The sequence below is a fragment of the uncultured Porphyromonas sp. genome (assembly GCF_938039215.1).
Taxonomy (GTDB): domain Bacteria; phylum Bacteroidota; class Bacteroidia; order Bacteroidales; family Porphyromonadaceae; genus Porphyromonas.
Genome location: NZ_CALHVI010000029.1, coordinates 1 through 19,054 on the forward strand (window position 1 = coordinate 1; position 19,054 = coordinate 19,054).

The window sequence follows — 19,054 nt, forward strand, 5'->3', positions numbered from 1 at the left end:
GTAGGTCGCCTCCAAAACCTACTGTGGGTCGCCTCACCGACCTACCGTAGGTCGCTTCGACGACCCACAGTAGGTTTATTTTGCGCCCCACAAGAGGCTTTCTTCGCCCCCCGCTAGCCTCCTTCTCCGAAGCCCCCCCTTTCTACGAGTAGGCACCGCCCTTCCGTCCCCACGGATATGACTATCTTTGTCCTCGCTCCACGGTGATGATCCCCGCCCGAAAAAGCAGGAGAAAACCTTAGCTTAGGACTCCTTGTTGGGATATACAGTGGGAGAAAGCCTCCCCAAGAAGCATCAGCTCCTCATCACCACCCCCTACGCTCAAAGCATATAAACGGATACTAGCCTCCATGACCAAGAAGATCATCGTAGCCATCGACGGCTACAGCTCCTGCGGCAAGAGCTCCATGGCCCGTGCCCTAGCCAAAGAGATCGACTATATCTACATTGATACCGGTGCGATGTACCGTGGTGTCACCCTCTTCGCCCTACGCAAGGGCTTCATCCAAGACGGGAAGATCCAGGAAGATAAGCTACGTGAAGCCCTCAGCGAAGTATCTCTGAGCTTCCACAAGGCGCACGAACACGCTACGCCCGAGCTCTACCTCAACGGTGAGAACGTCGAGCAAGCCATCCGCACCATGGAGGTCGCTGGGAGCGTTAGCCCTATCGCAGCGCTGGGCTTCGTGCGTGAGTTCCTCACCCGCCAGCAGCAAGCCTTCGGCCAGGGCGGTGGTGTCGTCATGGATGGCCGAGATATAGGCACGGCGGTCTTTCCTCAGGCCGAGCTCAAGATCTTCGTCACGGCTGACCCCAAGATCCGTGCTGAGCGTCGCCTAGCCGAGCTCCGTAGCAAGGGCGATGAGACCAGTTCGCTTGAGGATGTCCTTGAGAACCTCAGCCAGCGTGACTACATCGATACGCACCGAGAGGTCGCCCCCCTAAGACAAGCCGAGGATGCCATCGTCTTGGACAATTCGCACCTGACGATCCCCGAGCAAGATGCGCTCCTTCGCTCCTACTTCGAGCGAGCTACCGAGGAGTAGCTCCCCGCATTCCCTCCTTCATTTCTACATGTATCCCAAGATCGAAATAGACCAGCAGTCCGGCTTCTGCTTCGGCGTGATCAATGCCGTCAAGCACGCCGAAGAAGAGCTGGCTAAAGACAATAAAGAACTCTACTGCCTCGGCGACATCGTCCACAACAACCAAGAAGTGGATCGACTCGAAGCTAAGGGCATGCAGACGATCGACTACGAGGCCTTCAGCAAGCTCCAAGGCAAGCGGGTTCTCTTCAGAGCGCACGGCGAAGCTCCTGCCATCTACCAGATGGCCAAGGAGCGTGGTATCGAACTCGTCGATGCTACCTGCCCCGTCGTCCTAGCGCTACAGAAGAAGGTGCGCCGTAAGTTCGCCGAGCTCGACCCCATAGGAGGACAGATCGTCATCTACGGCAAGAAGGGGCATGCCGAGGTCAATGGCCTCGTAGGGCAGACCGAAGGCAAGGCGATCATCGTGCAGAGCCGTGAGGACATCGAGCAGATCGACTTCACCCGCCCGATTGCCCTCTTCTCCCAGACGACGCAGTCGCTCACGGGCTTCCATGAGCTCATCGAGACGCTACAGAGCCGTATGGTCGGGGACGCTCGCTTTGAGTTCCAAGACTCTATATGTAGGCAGGTATCCAACCGTATGCCTCACATCCAGGAGTTCTCTGCACAGCACGAACTTACCTTCTTCGTTGCCGGAGCAAAGAGCTCGAACGGGAAGGTGCTCTTCGGCTACTGCCAGAAGGGCAACGAGCGAAGCATCTTCGTCTCCTCGCCCGAGGAAGTCCTCCCCGAGATGCTTAGCCCACTGCCCAAGACCATAGGTATCTGCGGAGCCACTTCGACCCCTCGCTGGCAGATGGAGCAAATAGCTTCACGCATCCGTGAGCTCCTCGGCATGCCCGAAGAAACGCAAGAAGCCTAAGCCAGCGATGACGGAGTCTGATCGCCTCGAGGAATATATCCTCAGCCACACGAGCCCAGAGAGCCCGATTAGGGAGCGTCTCTGGCGTGAAGCTCACGTGCGTCTCCTTCGAGCTCGCATGCTCTCGGGGCATCTGCAGGGCAACCTTCTCCAGATGCTCTGCCGCCTCTCCAATGCTCGCCGTGCACTAGAGATCGGTACGTACACGGGCTACGCAGCACATTGCCTCGCCGAAGCCCTAGGCGAAGGAGGCGAGGTGCATACCATCGAGTCAGACGATGAGATGGAGGACTTCATCCACGAATTCCTTGACGGCGCACCTTATGCCGATCGGGTACACCTCTATCTAGGGGATGCGCTTGAGATCTTGCCGAAGCTCCTTGAGCAGTATTCCTTCGACCTCGTCTATATTGATGCCAACAAGCGGGAATACATCGACTACTACGAGCTCATCGTGCCTCACCTCCCCTCAGGAGCTCTCATCCTTGCGGACAATACCCTCTGGGATGGGAAGGTCATCGAAGAGCCTACGCCCACAGACCCACAGACTCAAAGCATCCTTGCCTTCAACGAGCACGTACAGCGTGATCCTCGTGTGGAGAACCTTATTCTTCCCTTGAGAGACGGACTTAGCTTGATCTACAAGAAGTAGCCCCGCTCGTACGCTTCCCTGCCCTTGGGAACGCAAGCATTCACATCCCTGCACGGGAGAAGTTTATCCCCCCTTCTCGAAATAAGAACTAAGCCCCACCGCAAGCTCAGAGCATGCGGTGGGGCTTAGTGTAAATGGGGAATAGGACTGCTAGCCTTTCCCAGCTAGGCAACCATCCTAAGGATGCGTGTGACCTGCAGAGCCATCATGAGCGTCACGGGGATAGATACCCAAAGGGCACAAGCCAAATAGAGCGTCCCTTCTCGGAAGACCTCCCGAGGGTCACGATAGCCCGTAGCCAAGAAGCGACTCCTCAGCGAAAGGTACAGACGGTAGACTAAGTAGCCTACCAGAAGCCCAACTAGCACCCCCGCCAGACAGTCCGAGAGGAAGTGCGCCCCGATATACATGCGGCTATAGATGACCCAACCGACTAAGAGGGAAAGCACCCCCGTGAAGCGGTAGTCACGAAGCACCAAGCAGAGGAAGGTAGCCACAGCGGTATAGTTCGCCGAGTGCCCCGAGAAGAAGCCATAGAGCTTACCCTGATAGCCGTAGACATAGTGTAGGGTCTCTTGAAGTCCTGGCGTATGCGTCGGTCTTAGTCGGGAGAAGAAGGGCTTAGAGACCCATGAGCTTAGGAAGTCCCCGAAGAGGATACAGAGCCCGATCATCAGCAAGACTAAGAAGGCTTCGCTCTTAGGGCGCTTCCAGAAGAGGAAGATCAGCAGTGCGATGGCAGGGAAAGCCCAAGCCCCGACATTGGAGATCAGAAACATCGCTGCATCCCAAAACGGGGAATGCGCACCGTTGATCGCCTTGAGGAGGGAGATTTCTCCAGGGAGGAAGGGAGGAGTCATGTGCTCAGGATTAGTTCTTCACGAGCGGTTCGATAGCACTCAGCAGAAGCCATCCCCCTCGACCATCCGAGAGCGTGAACTGCTGGTAGGCTCCCACGGGCTGACCCACGAGACGAATGCGTGTACCTTCATGTAGCTGGTTCGCCACCTCAGACTTCTGGCTGGGGCTTCTGTAGACATTGACCTCTGGCTGTATGATCACCGCCTTGGTCTTAGCTTGGTGCTCGGCATAAACCCAATGTAAGATAAGGGCTCCCGTAAAGATCGAGAGCACGAGACTTACGAGTCCTGAGTAGAAGGTGATCCGCTTGCCATCACGGCTGCGACTAAGAGCAAAGGCAACTACCGACCCCACGAAGCCTACGAAGAAGAGAAGCGAAAGGACTAGAAGCACAGGCAAGGGTAGCGCATAAGCAATCGCCCCTCCCGTAGCAGAGAACCAGCTCTCAGCATCAGGAAGCTTATCAATCGTCTTCTTCATCAGGAAGGTACGCTGGGCATTGATCTGTTCGTCACGAGGATCAAGCAGATGTGCCCGCTCATAGCTCAGCATCGCATGACCCAGATCGCCTAGCTGGTAGTAGCAATTCCCCAGATTGGCGTAGCGCGAAGAGGTAGCCCCCTCCGATTCGATGAGTGACTCCATAGCTGCCGCAGCCCCACGATAATCCCCCTTAGAGAAAAGACTATCGACGGACTCCGATGCGCTAAGACTGATCGAAGAGATGAGGAGCAGGAAAGAAAGAAAGACAGTACGCATAGTACGGGGATATTATCAAAGCTTATGACGATCGATCTCACTGATGACCTCTGCGGTCTTCGTGTAGATAGCCTGCATGTCTCCTTCTTGAGCTGGAGCATAGCGAGCGTATTCCACTTCGTCGATGACTTCGGTGAGCGCTTGGATCGTCGCCTCTTCGAGCCCTCGAGCTTGTAGAATCTCAGAGACCGAAGCTCGGCTGAGTTCCGAGACGGGTAGACGTAGCTTATCGCCTAGGTAGCCCCAAAGAGCTCGTAGTGTCTCCTGATAGAAGGGCTCTCGTGATCCTGCCTCGAGTAGCTTACGAGCCTTGCGCAGACGACGAGTAGCCACAGCACTAGCACGTGAAGCATGGTAGCTCAAGCTATCTGCTCGTAGGCTACGACGACGAGCGAGGATGAGATAAGTCCCTAGCCCAAGCAGTACCGCTAGAGGATAGAGGAGGAGGTATCCCCAGCTCTTCGCTACTCGGAGGCCTGAGATCTCCTTCGCCCCTTGATCTGAACGGAGTGTGCGTAGAGCTTCCTCTTGCTGGCGAAGACTACCCTTCTCCTCCGAGACCTCCGTCTTGCCTTGAGCGACCTGAAGAGAGAAGCTCTGAGAGCGAAGGGTCTCATAGCGTCCCTTCTGAGGATCGAAGTAAGAGAAAGTGAGCGCTGGTATCGTCACAGAACCCGTCCGACGAGGGATAGCAAAGTATTCGATGACCTTCTTCCCATGGACGTTCGTTGCCGTGACATGCCCCTCGTAGGTCTCCTTAGGATCATAGACCTCGAAGTTCTCGGGGAACTGGATCTTAGGACTCTCAGCGAGCTTCAGATTACCCGAACCCTCAAGCGTCAGACGTATCGTCACAGACTCATTGGTCTTGGGGCTCTTGGTCAGAAGCTCAGCCTTCATTGTGAAGGAACCTACCGCACCCGAGAAGTTCTGAGGTTTCCCTTCAGCTGGCAGGGGACGCACCTGGATCGTCACTGGAGCAGAGCGAAGAGTCCGATCCGCAAGGGTGGCCGAACCAAAGAAGGGATCATCATCCCCCTCGATAGGCACTCGGATGCCAACTTCAGATGAAGGGATCGTCAGCGTACCACTGCGCTGAGCAAAGAGGACTTCATTCAAGATCTCTACAGCTCGGTAGTTCTTCCCTTGGTACGACTCCAGTGTCAGCTGACGGCGTCCATCATCGGGTTGTTTCTCTGAGATGAAGCCATCATACTGGGGAGCATTGAAGCTATTGATATCAAACTCTGTCGAGGAATAGAGCTTGTAGCGTATGGGGAATGCCTGCTGCTCGTAGACCACCGTAGTGCTGGGGATAGCTCGATAGATGTAGCTCCCAACAGCTCTCGAGCGGGCACGACCTGCCTGGGCATCCTTATCTGGAGGTAGGACACGGATAGTCGCTCCTCGCACAGAAATTCGCTTGCCTCCGACGATAGCGGTAGCAGCTGGGATTGAGACAGAGCCCGTACGCTCTGCGAGGAGCGTATAGGTGATGCTGACCGAAGATGTCGAGGAGCTTCGCCCATTGATATTCTGGAAGCTACTCATCACCTGCCGAGCAGGTCCATAGACGACTTGAATTCCCGAAGCCTTCGGCTCAGAGACACGCTCAAAGTCTTCACTCCCTGAATAGCTATATATGAGCTGGAAGGTATTCCCTTGGACTACTGTCTGAGGAGCCTCCAGACGAATCGTCTGCGCCCCAAGACTCAGAGGTAAAAGGAGTAGGAGAAGTAGGTACAATGCCCTTCCTACATGACGTATTGGGATCATCTGGATCACCATCTCTTCTTATTCTTATTCCTGTTCTGCTGTTGCTCTTCCCGCTGTCGCTGTTCTACCCGACGGCGAGTCTTATCATCATCGGTGCGGGAGGCTCTAAGGATCTGCTCAGCTTGCTCCTTAGAGAGCTCTCCTGAGCGCTGTTCGTTGGGCTGACCTTGCTTGTCTTGCCCCTTCTCTTGAGGCTTCTGTTCCGGCTTATTTTTATCCTGCTGCTGATCCTTCTTCGGATCTTGCTTCTGCTGATCCTTGTCCTTATTGGGATCTTGGTTTTGTCCCTGCTGACTCTGCTGGTTGTTCTTATTTTGCTGGAGGAGCTTCTGTGCCAGAGCTAGATTGTAGCGAGTATTGTCATCCTCTGGGTGACGAATCAGGGCCTCTTGGTAGGCTTGGACTGCAGCTTGGTAGTCCTTCTTCTTCATCGCCACATTACCGAGGTTGTGCAGGACTCCTGCCTGCTGCTGAGGAGTCAGCTGTCCCTCCTGCTGGATGATCTGCTCAAGATGGGTCTTAGCCTCGTCATAGCGTCCCTGCTCGTAGATAGAGGCAGCTAGCCCAAAGCGAGCCTTAGCCGATAGGCTATCACGAAGGAGTGCACGCCGATACTCTTGCGAAGCACGAGCATAGTCCTTGGCTTGATAGAGCTTATTTGCTCTACGTATATCCGACTTGATGCCTTGCGCTACGAGGCTAGTCGTAGCTAAGACGCAAGTAACTAGGGCTAGAAGGAATCGCTTACTTCTCATGACCAAAGATATTATGTCGGATGAGGAACTTATTCTTTCGTCCCATGATGAAGAACTCGAGGATGAGGAGCACAAGAGCAGCCCAGAGCCAAGGCTCAAAGGCCTCTGTCGCCCCATTATTGACCCTTGAGGAGATAGAAGCTCGAGGGAGCTCCTCCAATTGCTTCTCGACCTCCTTGACTACAGTAGCCTGAGAGGACGAAGAGACGAAGATGCCCGCACCTGCATCAGCGATCTGCTGACACATGTCAGGATTGAAGCGGGTGACGACCATATTACCCGACTCATCAGTAAGGTTACCCTCTGAGGTAGGGATAGGACCTCCTTGATCAGAGCCAATGCCCACGACATTGATGTGAATACCATCCTTGGCTGCATCCTTAGCAGCTTGGAGCGCCGTTTCTTCAAAGTCCTCTCCGTCGGTCAACACGATGATGGATTTACCTAAGTCCCTACGATCGGAGAAGGACTGACGCGCCAAGGTGATGGCCTGCCCGATAGCAGTACCTTGGTCAGAGAGCATGTTGGGAGAGATATCAGAGAGGAAATCTTGCGCAGTAGAGAGATCCGTTGTGATCGGGAGTTGTACATAGGCACTCCCTGCAAAGATGATGAGCCCAACACGATCCGAGCGCATGTGCTCTAGGAGACGAGAGATAGTCCGCTTAGCGAAGTCCAGACGGCTAGGAGCGACATCTTGGCAGAGCATCGAGTTCGATATATCGAGGCAGATCATCGCTTCGATCCCCTTGTCCTCATCTTGTGCATCTACTTGACTTGTAGCCTGCGGACGAGCGAGGACAATGATCATCAGCGCACCAGCGGCGAGGAGTGCTAGATCTCGAAGGACATATTTCTTCCCAGAAGCCAAAGGGGTAAGAGCTTGACCTAGCTCCTTGTCTGCAAAGCGCTGAAGCATCTGCCTACGTCGCCAATAGGCGAAGAGGGACAATGCTAAAAGGGGAAGTAGCCCAAAGAGCAAATACAGATAGCTAGGCGAATAAAAATGGATATTCATCGTCTTACGGATTGGTGCGGAAGAGCGTTGAGCGGAGCACGAACTCCAGAAGCAAAAGAATCGCTGCAGCAAGGACGAAGATGAAGAACTCTTCGTAAGTCGTATGATAGTTCCTCGTCGAGAGTTTCGTCTTCTCCAGTTGGTCGATCTTCTTATAGATAGCAGCAAGCGACTCGTTGTCTGTGGCTCGGAAATAAGCTCCACCCGAGATCTCTGCTATCTGACGCATCGTAGGCTCATCAAGGTCTACGGGCATATTCCGAACAACCGTCCCAAAAGGAGTCTGTATCGGATAGGGAGCTTCACCAGCTCCTGAACCCACCCCAATAGCATAAATCGAGATCCCGAAAGTCTTGGCTAGATCGGCAGCCATCTTTGGAGAGATATTGCCTGTATTGTTAGCTCCATCGGTCAGAAGAATGATGACCTTGCTCTTGGCCTTACTCTCCTTGAGACGACTGATCGCAGTCGCTATACCTGAACCAATAGCCGTCTGATCCTCGATGATCCCAGGTGTCATCGTACGAAGGCGATTGATGAGCGTCGCATGGTCTTGCGTCAGAGGACAAGCCGTGAAGCTCTCCCCAGCAAAGACGACAAGACCAATGTTGTCGTTGGGACGATTAGCGACGAAGCGCATTGCCACCTCCTTAGCAGCCTCCACACGATTGGGCTGGAAGTCCATCGCCAGCATACTCGTGGATATATCCATCGTGAGCATGATGTCGATCCCTTCCACGCGATCCTCGGACCACGAAGAACTGCTCTGGGGGCGAGCTAGAGCAATGATAATAAGCCCTAGTGCCAAGAGACGTAGAGCAAAGACAGAGTGCCTTAGATAGACTCTTATCCCACCGCCTATTCCATCAAGGAAATGGAGTGAGGGCATACGAAGCGATGCCTGTTGCTTTCTCCGCCAGAGTACATAGAGCAGTAGCAGAACGGGTAAGAGCAAAAGCAGCCAGAGAAGATGAGGATGAAGGAAAGTCATTCGGCCACCTCCTTTCCTTCTTGTGCCTTAGCTTGAGTGATCTCCTGCTCCCTCAGAGCTACAAGGTGATGGTCCTTGGTGCAGGCGATGATCTTATGAGTCAAGCGCTCGGTATCACTACGCTGTGGCAAGCTCTTAGCGAACTTGACATAGTCAGCTTCACAGAACAGCTCTTCGATCACGCTAAGGTATTCTGCATCGAGTCTATGCTGACGAAGTTCTTCCAGCAGCTCCGAAGAAGTCTTCTCCAAAGCTTCGATATGAAGCATCTCACTCCAATAGGTTCGGAGAGCAGCTGTCAGCTCCGTATAGTATTCCTTGAAATCCTCCTGCTTATCAAGAGAATGCCCTTCCAAAGCATTTACTCGATTTAGGAAGACCTCAAAGGCTGTTGTTGGGAGTACTTCGATCGACTTCTCCACAAGTAAGTACTGTGCTCGACGCTTGTACTCATAGATGAGTAGGGCGACGAGGGCTAGAAGGATGACCACATACGTGATCCAGCTAGACCAAATAAGCACGAGGATATCCCAAAGCGTATAGGGCTCCTCCCATGGATCTTGGATCGGCTTGAAGCGATCGGGGTGAGCTAGATCGACCTCTGGAGAGATGACATTCAGAGCCAGAGGCTTCGAGACAGCGCTACCCGTAGGAGTCTCCACAATAATCGGAGGGATGGTGATCAACGTAGAGTCAAAGGAGGTGATGATCATCCGGGCCTTGATCTCTTGGACCCCTCCTCCGATATTCACAGTATCCAGCGCACCAAACTCCAGAATACGGAAGCGCTCTATACCCGTCGTATCCTCTACGAGACGAAATCGAGTAGCGGGTAGATTGTCCGTACGGATGGTCATATCGATAGCTGCCCGCTCACCGATGCGTATCTCAGCTCGGTCAAGATGGGTCTGTATCGAGACATTCTGCGCTCGCAGTGCTTCACTAGCACCTAGGAGCAGGAATAGTAAGGTATATAGATACCGGAGTCTGTACATAAATCGATTAGGATCTGCGTCCAAATAGTTTGATGAGCTCTGGGACATAGTCCCCATCTGTCGATACCTCTATGTGGTCAATCCCCGAGCGCAGGCAGTGGCTACGGAAGAGATCTTCTTGCTCCTTGACCCGCTCAGCATAGAGTCGTGCGATGCGGCGAGATGAAGTATCTATCCAGCGCTCTAGCCCCGTCTCTGCATCACGTAGGCGCAAGAGCCCCATCCGAGGGAGCTCTAGAGCACCTCGGTCAAAGGTGCGGATAGCAACCAAGTCATGGCGACGAGCCGAGAGCGAAAGGGTCTGGCGGTAGTCTTCCTCCCAGTGGTAGAAGTCGGAGATGAGGAAGGCCGTACAGCGACGCTTAATCAGTCGATTGAGGTAGGTCAAGGGCACATTGAGATCCGTAGATCGGCTCTTAGGCTCGAAGCTCAGTAGCTCTCGGATCAAGTAGAGGATATGCTTGCGTCCACTACGTGCAGGGATGAAGAGTTCGACCTCATCGGTGAAGAGGATTGCCCCCACTTTATCATTATTCTGAATAGCAGAGAAAGCAAGTGTAGCTGCGATCTCAGCATTGAGCTCACGCTTGGTCTCTCCCCGAGTCCCGAAGTCAGTACTGCCCGTCATATCTACGAGGAGCATCACGGTCAGCTCTCGCTCCTCTTCGAAGACCTTGACATAGGGCTGAGCATAGCGAGCTGTGACATTCCAGTCCAGATCACGCACATCATCCCCGACCTGATAGCCACGGACTTCACTGAAGGCCATACCTCGCCCACGAAAAGCCGAATGATACTGCCCAGCAAATACCTGCTCGGAGAGTCCTCGAGCTTTGATCTCGATGCGCCGCACCTTCTTCAGAAGATCTGATGGCTGGAGTTTTGATTTCATGCTTCTACTTGTCACCGTACTACGTTGCTTTACATCGCCCAGATATGAGCGACACTGGAGAGTCCACCTGCTGAGTCTCCTCTATAGGATTAGTGGACTTCCCTATCCTCAATAGTCGAGGGAGAGGACTACTAGGGTACCTCTACTCGATTGAGGATCTCCTTGATCAACTCATCCGCCGAGAGGTCTTGAGCCTCGGCCTCATAGGACAAGCCGATGCGGTGGCGTAGGACATCATAGCAGATAGCACGTACATCCTCGGGGATTACGTAGCCACGACCCTTCAGAAGGGCATAAGAGCGAGCTGCCAAGGCAAGATTGATGGAGGCACGAGGCGAAGCTCCGAAGGAGATGAAGGACTTGAATGTCTCTAGACCATACTCCTCGGGACGACGTGTGGCGAAGACAATATCCACGATGTAGCGCTCGATCTTCTCATCAATGTAGACCTTCGAGGCTAGTCTTCTGAGCTCAAGGATATCCGAGATCTGCACCACCGGCCTTACTGTCTGTTGCTCGGGGCAGATCTGCTGGCGAATGATCTGAGCTTCTTCTTCCTTCTTGGGATAGGAGATGAGGACCTTGAGCATGAAGCGGTCTACCTGAGCTTCGGGCAGAGGGTAAGTCCCCTCCTGCTCGATGGGATTCTGCGTAGCCATGACCAAGAAGGGGTCAGGGAGCTTGAAGGTCTCTTCGCCGATCGTCACCTGACGCTCCTGCATGGCTTCCAGCAGGGCACTCTGCACCTTTGCTGGAGCACGGTTGATCTCATCGGCAAGGATGAAGTTGGAGAAGATAGGTCCCTTCTTCACGGAGAAGTCTTCCTTCTTCTGGCTATACATTAGGGTACCGACAACGTCCGCAGGAAGTAGGTCGGGTGTGAACTGGATACGCTTGTAGTCAGCATCAATAAGCTGGGAAAGCGTCTTGATCGCCAAGGTCTTTGCCAGACCTGGGAGCCCTTCCAGCAGGATATGTCCACCTGAGAGTAGACCGATGAGTAGTGAGTCGATGAGATGACTCTGCCCCACGATCGACTGCTGCATCCCTGTACGGAGTGCTTTGATCAGGTGGCTATGACGCTCAATCTCTTCGGTGAGCATGCGGATGTCTACTGATTCCATTATGATTTGATTTCGATGTTATTCTGTCTATCTCGGCTAATACATGGTAGCCCACTATCGGTGTAAGGAGCGCTGTAACAATAACGCTCTGTTCACTGAATTCGTATCGGTTGCATCTATCTGATACTTAGCGGCTGCAGGCAGGGTAATGACGGCTCCCACGGGGATATTATCGGGGTCTTTCAAGCGAGCTCTATTCTCCTCGTAGATATATACCCAGAAGGCCTTATGCCCATACTTCTTCAACGCAAGACGTGAGAGACGATCACCAGGACGAAGGCGCACTTGCTCTGCTCCCTTATTCTGCGACGAGGTGTACTTATCCTCTGATGCTGGAGCTAATTGATGCTCCGAAGTCGAGCTATCAAGTGCTTCTACTCCGAGGCTATCTTGGGTTGAAGTCGAATCTGTGACGGCTGGTGCTTGCTGAGAAGCGGGAGCTACAGACTGCGTCGGAGGAGCCAAAGGTCGGGGCTGCTCTACCCCATCCGATTTGAGAGAAAGGAGGAAGAAGAAGAGGCAGCTAGCGATGGCAATCCCTATTGAGACAAAGAGCCAGACTAGGAGACGTGGCCGTTCCTCCTCGTCTCGGAATGGATCACCTAGAGGATCTTCCGCTGGTATATCTATCGTCTCCTCCTCTGAGACGGGGGAAGAGACAAGGACCGACTCCTCGGGCATCTCTGTCTCGGAAGGATCTACCTCGGCCTCATCAATCTGAGGCGAAGACTCCTCTTGAGGGGGGGCGGATGGAGACGCAATGGGAGCAGCAGGTGAAGCGGGAGACAAAGCTGGAGCAGGCTGAAGATCAGCCGAAAGCCCGGAAGCCCACCGCACCTCGATCGGCTCTACTTCATTTAGATCATCCAAGTGCTCTATGTCGAGGATCTCCAGATCTTGGAGCGATGCCGTAGAGGAGACCTCCACGGGAGCAAACATGCTGAAGGGACGGTTGAGGGCTGCGACGAGCTCAGCGGAAGGTAAGAAGCGATAGCCCGAAAGCTGCCCCTCCTCCAAGGGGGAGAAGTCCCCTAATCCTCCCCAAGAGATCGGTGCGCCCTGCTGGAGCAGTTCGCTCCACAGCTGGCTAATACCTCGTAGCCACTTTCCTACGATATCACTCGGCACATGAGTAGTCTCCGAGAGGGCCTCGGCTAGGAGCTGAATGGAGACGCTCGTAGTAGTGCGCTCCTGCTGGATGGAGAGACTCAGGCGAGGGGGGATGAGCCAGAGCTTCCCCTCCGAAGTGCGAGCGATATACTCTCGGTGCTCTTGGATCTTCCAAAGCCCTAACTCAGGGAAGTAGAGGGCTACTCCCGAGAGGAGACGCTGCTCTATCTGAGTAGACAGAGCCTCCCACAGAGTCTCAGATGTGGCTGGCTGTACCGAGGCGAGTTCCCCGAGGCGTATGGTCCAAAATTCCGCTTGCAGCATATCTTCTCTAGTGGGCTAGTCGGCCATATAGGTCGAAGGTATCAGATGATGTGATCTCTATCGGGTAGAAGTTCCCTACCTCCAGCTGGGGTGTATCCAGCTTAGAGATCAAGACTTCCTGATCCACTTCGGGTGAATCATATTCAGTGCGCCCGATGAAGAACTCCTCTTCGCTACGATCAATGACCGTCTTGAAGGTCTTACCGACCTTAGCCGCATTGAGCTCTGTGGCAATAGCCTCTTGGGCAGACATGAGTCGGTCGATGCGCTCCTGCTTGACCTCGAGGGGAATATCATCTGCATAAGCCTTATGAGCATAGGTACCCGCCTCATGCGAATAGACGAAGGCCCCCAGACGGTCGAAGCGTATATCTCGCACGAACTGCAGCAGCTCCTCGAAGTCTTGGTCTGTCTCTCCTGGATGCCCCGTCATCAGAGTGGTGCGCAGGTGAAGACCTGGGACCTCCTGACGCATATACCTCAGAAGCTCATAGGTCTCCGCCTTCGTGACACGACGACGCATAGCACGAAGCATGGGGTCACTGATATGCTGTAGGGCGATGTCTAGGTAGCTACAGATATTCTCCCGCTCCCGCATCACGGCGAGGATCTCACGGGGGAAGTCCGCAGGATAAGCATAGTGCAGGCGTAGCCACTCCAGCCCCTGTATGTCGGAGAGACGCTGAAGGAGCTCGGCGAGGGTATTCTTCCTATATATATCGAGCCCATAGAAGGTGAGATCCTGTGCTATCAGCTGGATCTCCTTGACACCCGTGGAGACGAGGGCTTCGGCCTCTGCGATGAGGTCCTCCATTGGGCGTGACTTGTGCTTACCCGTGATGATGGGGATAGCACAATAGGAGCAACTGCGGTTGCAGCCCTCCGAGATCTTCATATAGGCATAGTGAGCGGGGGTAGTGATGCTTCGATTGCCACCGAGGGGATCGTTGTGATAAGCCTTACCTAGATCTGTAAGGAGATTCTTCCAGTTGAACTTACCATAGTATCCATCGACCTCGGGGATCTCTGCTTTGAGCTCGTCCATGAAGCGCTCGGTGAGACAGCCCATGACATAGACCTGCCCGATGCGTCCCATCTTCTTAGCCTCGACCATCTTGAGGATCATATTGATCGACTCCTCCTGTGCATCACCGATGAAGCCACAGGTATTAATGACGACGATCTCGCCGTTGACCGAGTCCGAATTGTGGTGCACTACATAGCCATTGGCTAGGAACTGGCGGATGAGTTGCTCCGAGTCTACGAGATTCTTGGAGCAACCGAGGGTAACTACATCTACTTGGTTCTTTCTCATTCGCCGAAGAGGGAGTCTACAAATTCTTTCTTGCGGAAGAGCTGGAGATCCTCAAGCCCTTCTCCTAGTCCAATGTACTTAACTGGGATCTTAAACTGATCAGAGATACCGATGACTACACCACCCTTGGCCGTGCCGTCTAGCTTGGTGACGGCTAGAGCATTGACCTCGGTAGCGGCGGTGAACTGCTTGGCCTGCTCGAAGGCATTCTGCCCCGTGGAGCCGTCGAGGACGAGGAGCACCTCATGGGGTGCATCAGGTACGACCTTCTGCATGACACGGCGGATCTTCGTCAGCTCGTTCATCAGCCCGACCTTGTTGTGCAGACGGCCTGCGGTGTCGATGATGACTACGTCGGAGCCAGCCTTCACCGCAGCACTGAGCGTGTCGAAGGCTACAGAGGCAGGGTCGGCGGACATATGCTGACGGATGATGGGCACATCCACACGCTTGGCCCAGACCTCTAGCTGTTCGATAGCGGCGGCTCGGAAGGTATCACCTGCGCCCAGCATGACGGAGTAGCCCTGCTGCTTGAATTGGTAGGCGAGCTTACCGATGGTGGTGGTCTTCCCTACCCCGTTCACCCCTACGACCATGATGACATAGGGCTTCTTGTCGGCAGGCAGGGAGAAGCTCTCCCCATCGCTGGAGCCATTCTGTGTCAGGAGCTCTGCGATCTCACTGCGGAGGATGCCTGTGAGCTCCGAGGTAGAGACATACTTATCTCGGGCGACACGCTCCTCGATACGACGGATGATCTTGAGGGTAGTCTCCACACCGACATCACTGGTGACGAGGACATCCTCGAGCTCATCCAGCACGGAGTCATCGACGGTACTACGCCCAGCGACGGCTCGTGCGATCTTGGAGAAGACATTCTCCTTGGTCTTGGAGAGCCCTTCATCGAGGGTCTCCTTCTTCTTTTTAGAGAAGAGTCCAAATAGTGCCATGCTTATCTAGTTCTTTCTTGGGATCTGGCGGATGGAGCTAGTCCATACGATCCTTATAGTCCTGATAGGTGTACTCACGGAGGAGCTCTACGGAGCCGTCGGAGCGTAGGAGGGCGATGCTGGGGTGCGCTACCCCGTTGAACATCGTGGTCTTGACCGTAGTATAGTGGAGCATGTCCTCGAAGATGATCTGCTCACCCAGCTCTAGGGGATGATCGAACTCCCAGTAGCCGATGAAGTCACCACTCAGGCAACTATTCCCCCCGATACGATAGCTGTGCTGGTCGGGGCGATACTCATCCATCGTACGAGCCCCACGGATAGCCGGCTTGTAGGGCATCTCGAGGCAGTCAGGCATGTGGCAGGTGAAGGAGACATCGACGATCGCCGTACGTATCCCGTGGTGCTCGACGATATCCACGACCGAAGAGGTCAGGAAGCCTGTCTGCCAGCCGAAGGCACTCCCTGGCTCAAGGATGAGGTCAAGGTTCGGGTGACGCTCCTTGAAGGCTCGGAGCACACGCACCAGGCGCTCGACATCGTAGCCCTGACGGGTCATCAGATGACCGCCCCCCATGTTGAGCCAGCGGAGCTGGGGAAGGAAGTGGCCGAAGCTTTGCTCGATGATCTCAAGGGTCTTCTCTAAGTCTTCCGCCGAACCTTCGCAGAGCGAATGGAAGTGGAAGCCCTCGATCCCCTCGGGGAGTGCCTTGAGTTCGCTCGCTGGCACACCGAAGCGAGAGCCTGGAGCGCAGGGATTATATAGATCGGTCTCTACGGCCGAATATTCGGGATTGATACGTAGTCCGAAGGACACACTCCCATCCCGAGGCATCAGCGGGCGCAGGTGCTCGACCTGACTCAGTGAGTTGAAGGTCACATGCGAGCTATAGCTCAGGATCGTGGGGAACTCCTCTCGGGTATAGGCAGGACTAAACGTGTGTGCCTTAGCTCCCATCTCTTCGAAGGCCAGTCGAGCCTCCCAGACGGAGCTCGCCGTGCTGTAGGGGACATACTCTCGGATGATGGGGAAGGTACGCCAGAGGGCATACGCCTTGAAGGCCAAGATGATCTCTACACCTGCTCGGCGAGCCACGTCCTGGATCAAGCTGAGGTTGCGTCTCAGTAGATCCTCCTCCAGGATATAGCAGGGGGAGGGAAGCTGAGTCTTATCGTTTGTTGTCAATACTTTGTCTTTATCCATATCTTTTGCAAGATACAAAGATAGTGAATATCGCCGTTTGCCTCTGTTATACCCCCTCGTCCTCAGCCGATGCGCACAGCTCCCCAAATTAAACCTACTGTAGGTCGCCCGACCGACCCACGGTAGGTCGCATCGACGACCTACCGTAGGTTTTTTCGGCGACCTACCGTGGATCGTTTTTCACCCCTCCCAAACGCCCGTATAGAGCGGGCTCGTTCGATACCCATTTTCTTCCTAGTCCAGAACACGACGCACCAGCCCTTCACCTTCGGTGGGAGAAGCGCTTCTTTCTCTTCCTCTTGTAGCAACAAAAGATCCAGCCAGCCCCTAGGGACTAGCTGGATCTAAGCCGATAGCCTTCGACCTCACCCGCTGGATGAACTAATAGTAGAAGTTCCCATTTCGATAGCGGGTATAATAGCGAAGCCATGGGATATTATGTCGGTAGCGTTTCAGACGACGATTAGCTTCAAAGACTCGCTCTCGTTCCTCTTCCATTCCTTCCTCCTTAGCCTCAAAATTCCAGAGGAAATGTAGCGACTCAGGATTGAGGAAGAAGCCTGGCATCAAGCGACAATCAACCATGACTCCTGATTCTTCACATCTAGTAGCAAAGACGGAATAGACAAGTATTTCCTTCCTCGTCACCCGCACAATATAGATGGTCTTCGGGAGGTGACGAGTTAAGTCTGATACATAGTCAACCTTAGTCTCTAGGTCTGCCATGGAGGTGAAGGTCACTGAGCGTAGCCACTCAGCCGTCTGCTCCTCGGGCTCTTCTCTCACGTAGAAACTAACAAAACGAGGAATGCGATCACGGGTCTCCTTCACCTGGTAATCCTCCGAGGAGGCATAGTGATAGCGAAAGGCAGGAAACTCCGTCGAGTCCTGCACCCCACGCCAGGCTGGAGCTAGGAACTCCCAGCCACAATTCTTCGGAGGTAGGGTTCCAGTGACAGGCTTCTCTACAAGAGTCTTCTTTCGAGAGGAAGGATGAACCCAGTGCGGACTTCTGGCGTAGTGATCGAGTAAGTAGACGGTATCGGGGAGGATGACCCGTGTCTTCTCCCGCTGAGCGAATGCGGTGGTGCTCCCGACAAAGAGGAGGCAGAGAAAAACGAGCCCATACCGAAGGAGCTGTGAAGATAGCGTTCTCATAGATCCTAGTATTGCGTTAGTGTTAGGTAGGTAGCGTCTCTGGGCGAAAGAGGCAGAAGGCTCTGCTGTACGGCCTCCCGCTCCACCCTCCAAAGGTAGGAATTCTTTAGTAGAAGATGAGGCAAGAGAAGGGGTAGCTTTTCATCTCAAAATAAGGAGGAAAAATGCAGGATCGTTGGGGTACTGGGATGTCGCACCCTGAGCGGGTTTCTGAGGGGTGCTACAGAAGGGGCAGAAAAAACCTACTGTAGGTCGCCCGACCGACCCACGGTAGGTCGCAAGGACGACCTACTGTAGGTTTTTTCGGCGACCTACCGTAGATCGTTTTTCACCCCTTCCAAACGCCCAGATAGAGCGGGCTCGTTTGACGCCCAAATTCACCCTAATCCAAAGTAAGACACTTCAGCCCTTCACCTTGGACGTGATCACCTAGGGGATGGACTAATCGCGGAAGAGCCCATCTCGATAGCGAGTGCGGTAGCGAAGCCAAGGGACATCATGGCGGTAGCGCTTCAGACGGCGATTGGTCTCAAAGACTCGCTCTAGCTCCTCTTCAGCAAGTTCCCGGGCCTCATAATCCCGAAGAGGATGTAGCGACTCAGGATTAAGGAAATAACTAGCCGTTATGCGACAACCGACGGAGAGGTCTCCTTCCTTACATGCAGTAGCAAAGACGGGGTAGACAAGTATCGCCTCCCTCGTCACCCGCACAATATAGATGGTCTTCGGAAGATCCCCAGTAAAGTATATGGCATAGTCGACCTTAGTCTCCAGGTCCGCCATCGAGGTAAAGGTCACAGAGCGTAGCCACTCAGCCGTCTGCTCTTCGGGCTCCTCCTTCACATAGAAACCAATAAAACGAGGGATACGATCACGGGTCTCCTTCACCCGATAATCCTCTGGGGAAGCGTAGTGATAGCGAAAGGCAGGGAACTCTGCCGAGTCCTGTACCCCACGCCAGGCTGGAGCCAGAAACTCCCAGCCATAGTTCTTCGGGGGCACAGCACCTGTGGCTCGGGGCTCTACTTGCGTCTTCTTCCGAGGTGCGGGGCGAACCCAGTGCGGACTTCGAGAATAATGATCAAGGAGGTAGACGGTATCAGGCAGGACAATGGGTGGTTTCTTTTTTCGAGCTAGTGCGGTGGTGCTCCCTGCAAAGAGCAGGAAGAGCAAAACGAGTCCATACCGAAGGAGCT

The 19,054-nt window shown here is 54.1% G+C and carries 18 protein-coding genes; 3 read left to right on the forward strand and 15 right to left on the reverse strand.

The genetic code is table 11. From position 1 onward, the window contains the following. Positions 1-350 precede the first annotated feature (350 nt). The 3 genes from cmk to Q0336_RS03805 are packed head-to-tail and all read left to right on the forward strand — an operon-like array spanning position 351 to position 2,626. Positions 351-1,046, forward strand: coding sequence for a (d)CMP kinase (gene cmk / locus Q0336_RS03795; protein WP_298525877.1), 696 nt, complete (start codon positions 351-353; stop codon positions 1,044-1,046). A 28-nt stretch (positions 1,047-1,074) separates the two neighbouring features. Further along, positions 1,075-1,974, forward strand: coding sequence for a 4-hydroxy-3-methylbut-2-enyl diphosphate reductase (locus Q0336_RS03800; protein ID WP_298525879.1), 900 nt, complete (start codon positions 1,075-1,077; stop codon positions 1,972-1,974). Positions 1,975-1,981: 7 nt separating this feature from the next. Further along, entirely contained in the window at positions 1,982-2,626 is a 645-nt protein-coding gene (locus Q0336_RS03805; protein ID WP_298525881.1) for a class I SAM-dependent methyltransferase, read from the forward strand. A gap of 164 nt (positions 2,627-2,790) precedes the next feature. On the opposite strand, the gene Q0336_RS03810 is transcribed toward Q0336_RS03805, so the two are convergent. The 15 genes from Q0336_RS03810 to Q0336_RS03880 form a co-directional block, all read right to left on the reverse strand. Then, a complete protein-coding gene (locus Q0336_RS03810) occupies positions 2,791-3,486 on the reverse strand; it encodes a phosphatase PAP2 family protein (protein WP_298525883.1) in 696 nt (231 codons plus the stop codon). Between the two features lie 10 nt (positions 3,487-3,496). Then, positions 3,497-4,246 carry a tetratricopeptide repeat protein gene (locus Q0336_RS03815; protein WP_298525885.1) on the reverse strand — a complete coding sequence of 250 codons (750 nt, stop codon included), beginning with the start codon at positions 4,244-4,246 and terminating at the stop codon, positions 3,497-3,499. 15 nt (positions 4,247-4,261) lie between these two features. Further along, positions 4,262-6,022, reverse strand: a complete 1,761-nt coding sequence (locus Q0336_RS03820) for a BatD family protein (RefSeq protein WP_298525887.1) — start codon at positions 6,020-6,022, stop codon at positions 4,262-4,264. A 5-nt stretch (positions 6,023-6,027) separates the two neighbouring features. Then, positions 6,028-6,777, reverse strand: coding sequence for a tetratricopeptide repeat protein (locus Q0336_RS03825; protein WP_298525889.1), 750 nt, complete (start codon positions 6,775-6,777; stop codon positions 6,028-6,030). After that, complete coding sequence (locus Q0336_RS03830; RefSeq protein WP_298525891.1) at positions 6,767-7,795, reverse strand: VWA domain-containing protein; 1,029 nt, start codon at positions 7,793-7,795, stop codon at positions 6,767-6,769. Before Q0336_RS03830 ends, Q0336_RS03825 begins: the two co-directional genes overlap by 11 nt. Positions 7,796-7,799: 4 nt before the next feature. Continuing rightward, positions 7,800-8,786: a VWA domain-containing protein gene (locus Q0336_RS03835; protein WP_298525893.1), complete on the reverse strand. Its 987-nt coding sequence runs from the start codon at positions 8,784-8,786 to the stop codon at positions 7,800-7,802. Then, positions 8,783-9,781, reverse strand: coding sequence for a hypothetical protein (locus tag Q0336_RS03840; protein WP_298525895.1), 999 nt, complete (start codon positions 9,779-9,781; stop codon positions 8,783-8,785). Before Q0336_RS03840 ends, Q0336_RS03835 begins: the two co-directional genes overlap by 4 nt. A 7-nt stretch (positions 9,782-9,788) precedes the next feature. Next, positions 9,789-10,673, reverse strand: a complete 885-nt coding sequence (locus Q0336_RS03845; RefSeq protein ID WP_298525897.1) for a DUF58 domain-containing protein — start codon at positions 10,671-10,673, stop codon at positions 9,789-9,791. Between the two features lie 131 nt (positions 10,674-10,804). Then, a complete protein-coding gene (locus Q0336_RS03850; RefSeq protein ID WP_298525912.1) occupies positions 10,805-11,800 on the reverse strand; it encodes a MoxR family ATPase in 996 nt (331 codons plus the stop codon). A gap of 51 nt (positions 11,801-11,851) precedes the next feature. Continuing rightward, a complete protein-coding gene (locus Q0336_RS03855) occupies positions 11,852-13,231 on the reverse strand; it encodes a hypothetical protein (RefSeq protein ID WP_298525899.1) in 1,380 nt (459 codons plus the stop codon). Positions 13,232-13,238: 7 nt separating this feature from the next. Further along, complete coding sequence (rimO, locus tag Q0336_RS03860; protein ID WP_298525901.1) at positions 13,239-14,546, reverse strand: 30S ribosomal protein S12 methylthiotransferase RimO; 1,308 nt, start codon at positions 14,544-14,546, stop codon at positions 13,239-13,241. Further along, the gene (gene ftsY, locus Q0336_RS03865; RefSeq protein WP_298525903.1) at positions 14,543-15,496 is read right to left on the reverse strand and encodes a signal recognition particle-docking protein FtsY; all 954 of its coding nucleotides are present in this window, start codon (positions 15,494-15,496) and stop codon (positions 14,543-14,545) included. Before ftsY ends, rimO begins: the two co-directional genes overlap by 4 nt. 37 nt (positions 15,497-15,533) lie before the next feature. Further along, entirely contained in the window at positions 15,534-16,700 is a 1,167-nt protein-coding gene (gene nspC, locus Q0336_RS03870) for a carboxynorspermidine decarboxylase (protein ID WP_298525905.1), read from the reverse strand. Positions 16,701-17,081: 381 nt separating this feature from the next. Beyond that, positions 17,082-17,858 carry a hypothetical protein gene (locus Q0336_RS03875; RefSeq protein WP_298525908.1) on the reverse strand — a complete coding sequence of 259 codons (777 nt, stop codon included), beginning with the start codon at positions 17,856-17,858 and terminating at the stop codon, positions 17,082-17,084. Between the two features lie 441 nt (positions 17,859-18,299). After that, the coding region (locus Q0336_RS03880; protein WP_298525910.1) for a hypothetical protein at positions 18,300-19,054 on the reverse strand (755 nt) is incomplete at its 5' end.

Excerpts from the sequence above, each read along its gene's own strand:
- Q0336_RS03845 (WP_298525897.1), bottom strand. The coding sequence starts at position 10,673 with ATGAAATCAAAACTCCAGCCATCAGATCTTCTGAAGAAGGTGCGGCGC.
- Q0336_RS03820 (WP_298525887.1), bottom strand. The coding sequence starts at position 6,022 with ATGATCCCAATACGTCATGTAGGAAGGGCATTGTACCTACTTCTCCTA.
- Q0336_RS03805 (WP_298525881.1), top strand. The coding sequence starts at position 1,982 with ATGACGGAGTCTGATCGCCTCGAGGAATATATCCTCAGCCACACGAGC.
- Q0336_RS03875 (WP_298525908.1), bottom strand. The coding sequence starts at position 17,858 with ATGAGAACGCTATCTTCACAGCTCCTTCGGTATGGGCTCGTTTTTCTC.
- Q0336_RS03855 (WP_298525899.1), bottom strand. The coding sequence starts at position 13,231 with ATGCTGCAAGCGGAATTTTGGACCATACGCCTCGGGGAACTCGCCTCG.
- nspC (WP_298525905.1), bottom strand. The coding sequence starts at position 16,700 with ATGGATAAAGACAAAGTATTGACAACAAACGATAAGACTCAGCTTCCC.
- Q0336_RS03825 (WP_298525889.1), bottom strand. The coding sequence starts at position 6,777 with ATGAGAAGTAAGCGATTCCTTCTAGCCCTAGTTACTTGCGTCTTAGCT.
- Q0336_RS03830 (WP_298525891.1), bottom strand. The coding sequence starts at position 7,795 with ATGAATATCCATTTTTATTCGCCTAGCTATCTGTATTTGCTCTTTGGG.
- ftsY (WP_298525903.1), bottom strand. The coding sequence starts at position 15,496 with ATGGCACTATTTGGACTCTTCTCTAAAAAGAAGAAGGAGACCCTCGAT.
- rimO (WP_298525901.1), bottom strand. The coding sequence starts at position 14,546 with ATGAGAAAGAACCAAGTAGATGTAGTTACCCTCGGTTGCTCCAAGAAT.
- cmk (WP_298525877.1), top strand. The coding sequence starts at position 351 with ATGACCAAGAAGATCATCGTAGCCATCGACGGCTACAGCTCCTGCGGC.
- Q0336_RS03815 (WP_298525885.1), bottom strand. The coding sequence starts at position 4,246 with ATGCGTACTGTCTTTCTTTCTTTCCTGCTCCTCATCTCTTCGATCAGT.
- Q0336_RS03800 (WP_298525879.1), top strand. The coding sequence starts at position 1,075 with ATGTATCCCAAGATCGAAATAGACCAGCAGTCCGGCTTCTGCTTCGGC.
- Q0336_RS03835 (WP_298525893.1), bottom strand. The coding sequence starts at position 8,786 with ATGACTTTCCTTCATCCTCATCTTCTCTGGCTGCTTTTGCTCTTACCC.
- Q0336_RS03840 (WP_298525895.1), bottom strand. The coding sequence starts at position 9,781 with ATGTACAGACTCCGGTATCTATATACCTTACTATTCCTGCTCCTAGGT.
- Q0336_RS03810 (WP_298525883.1), bottom strand. The coding sequence starts at position 3,486 with ATGACTCCTCCCTTCCTCCCTGGAGAAATCTCCCTCCTCAAGGCGATC.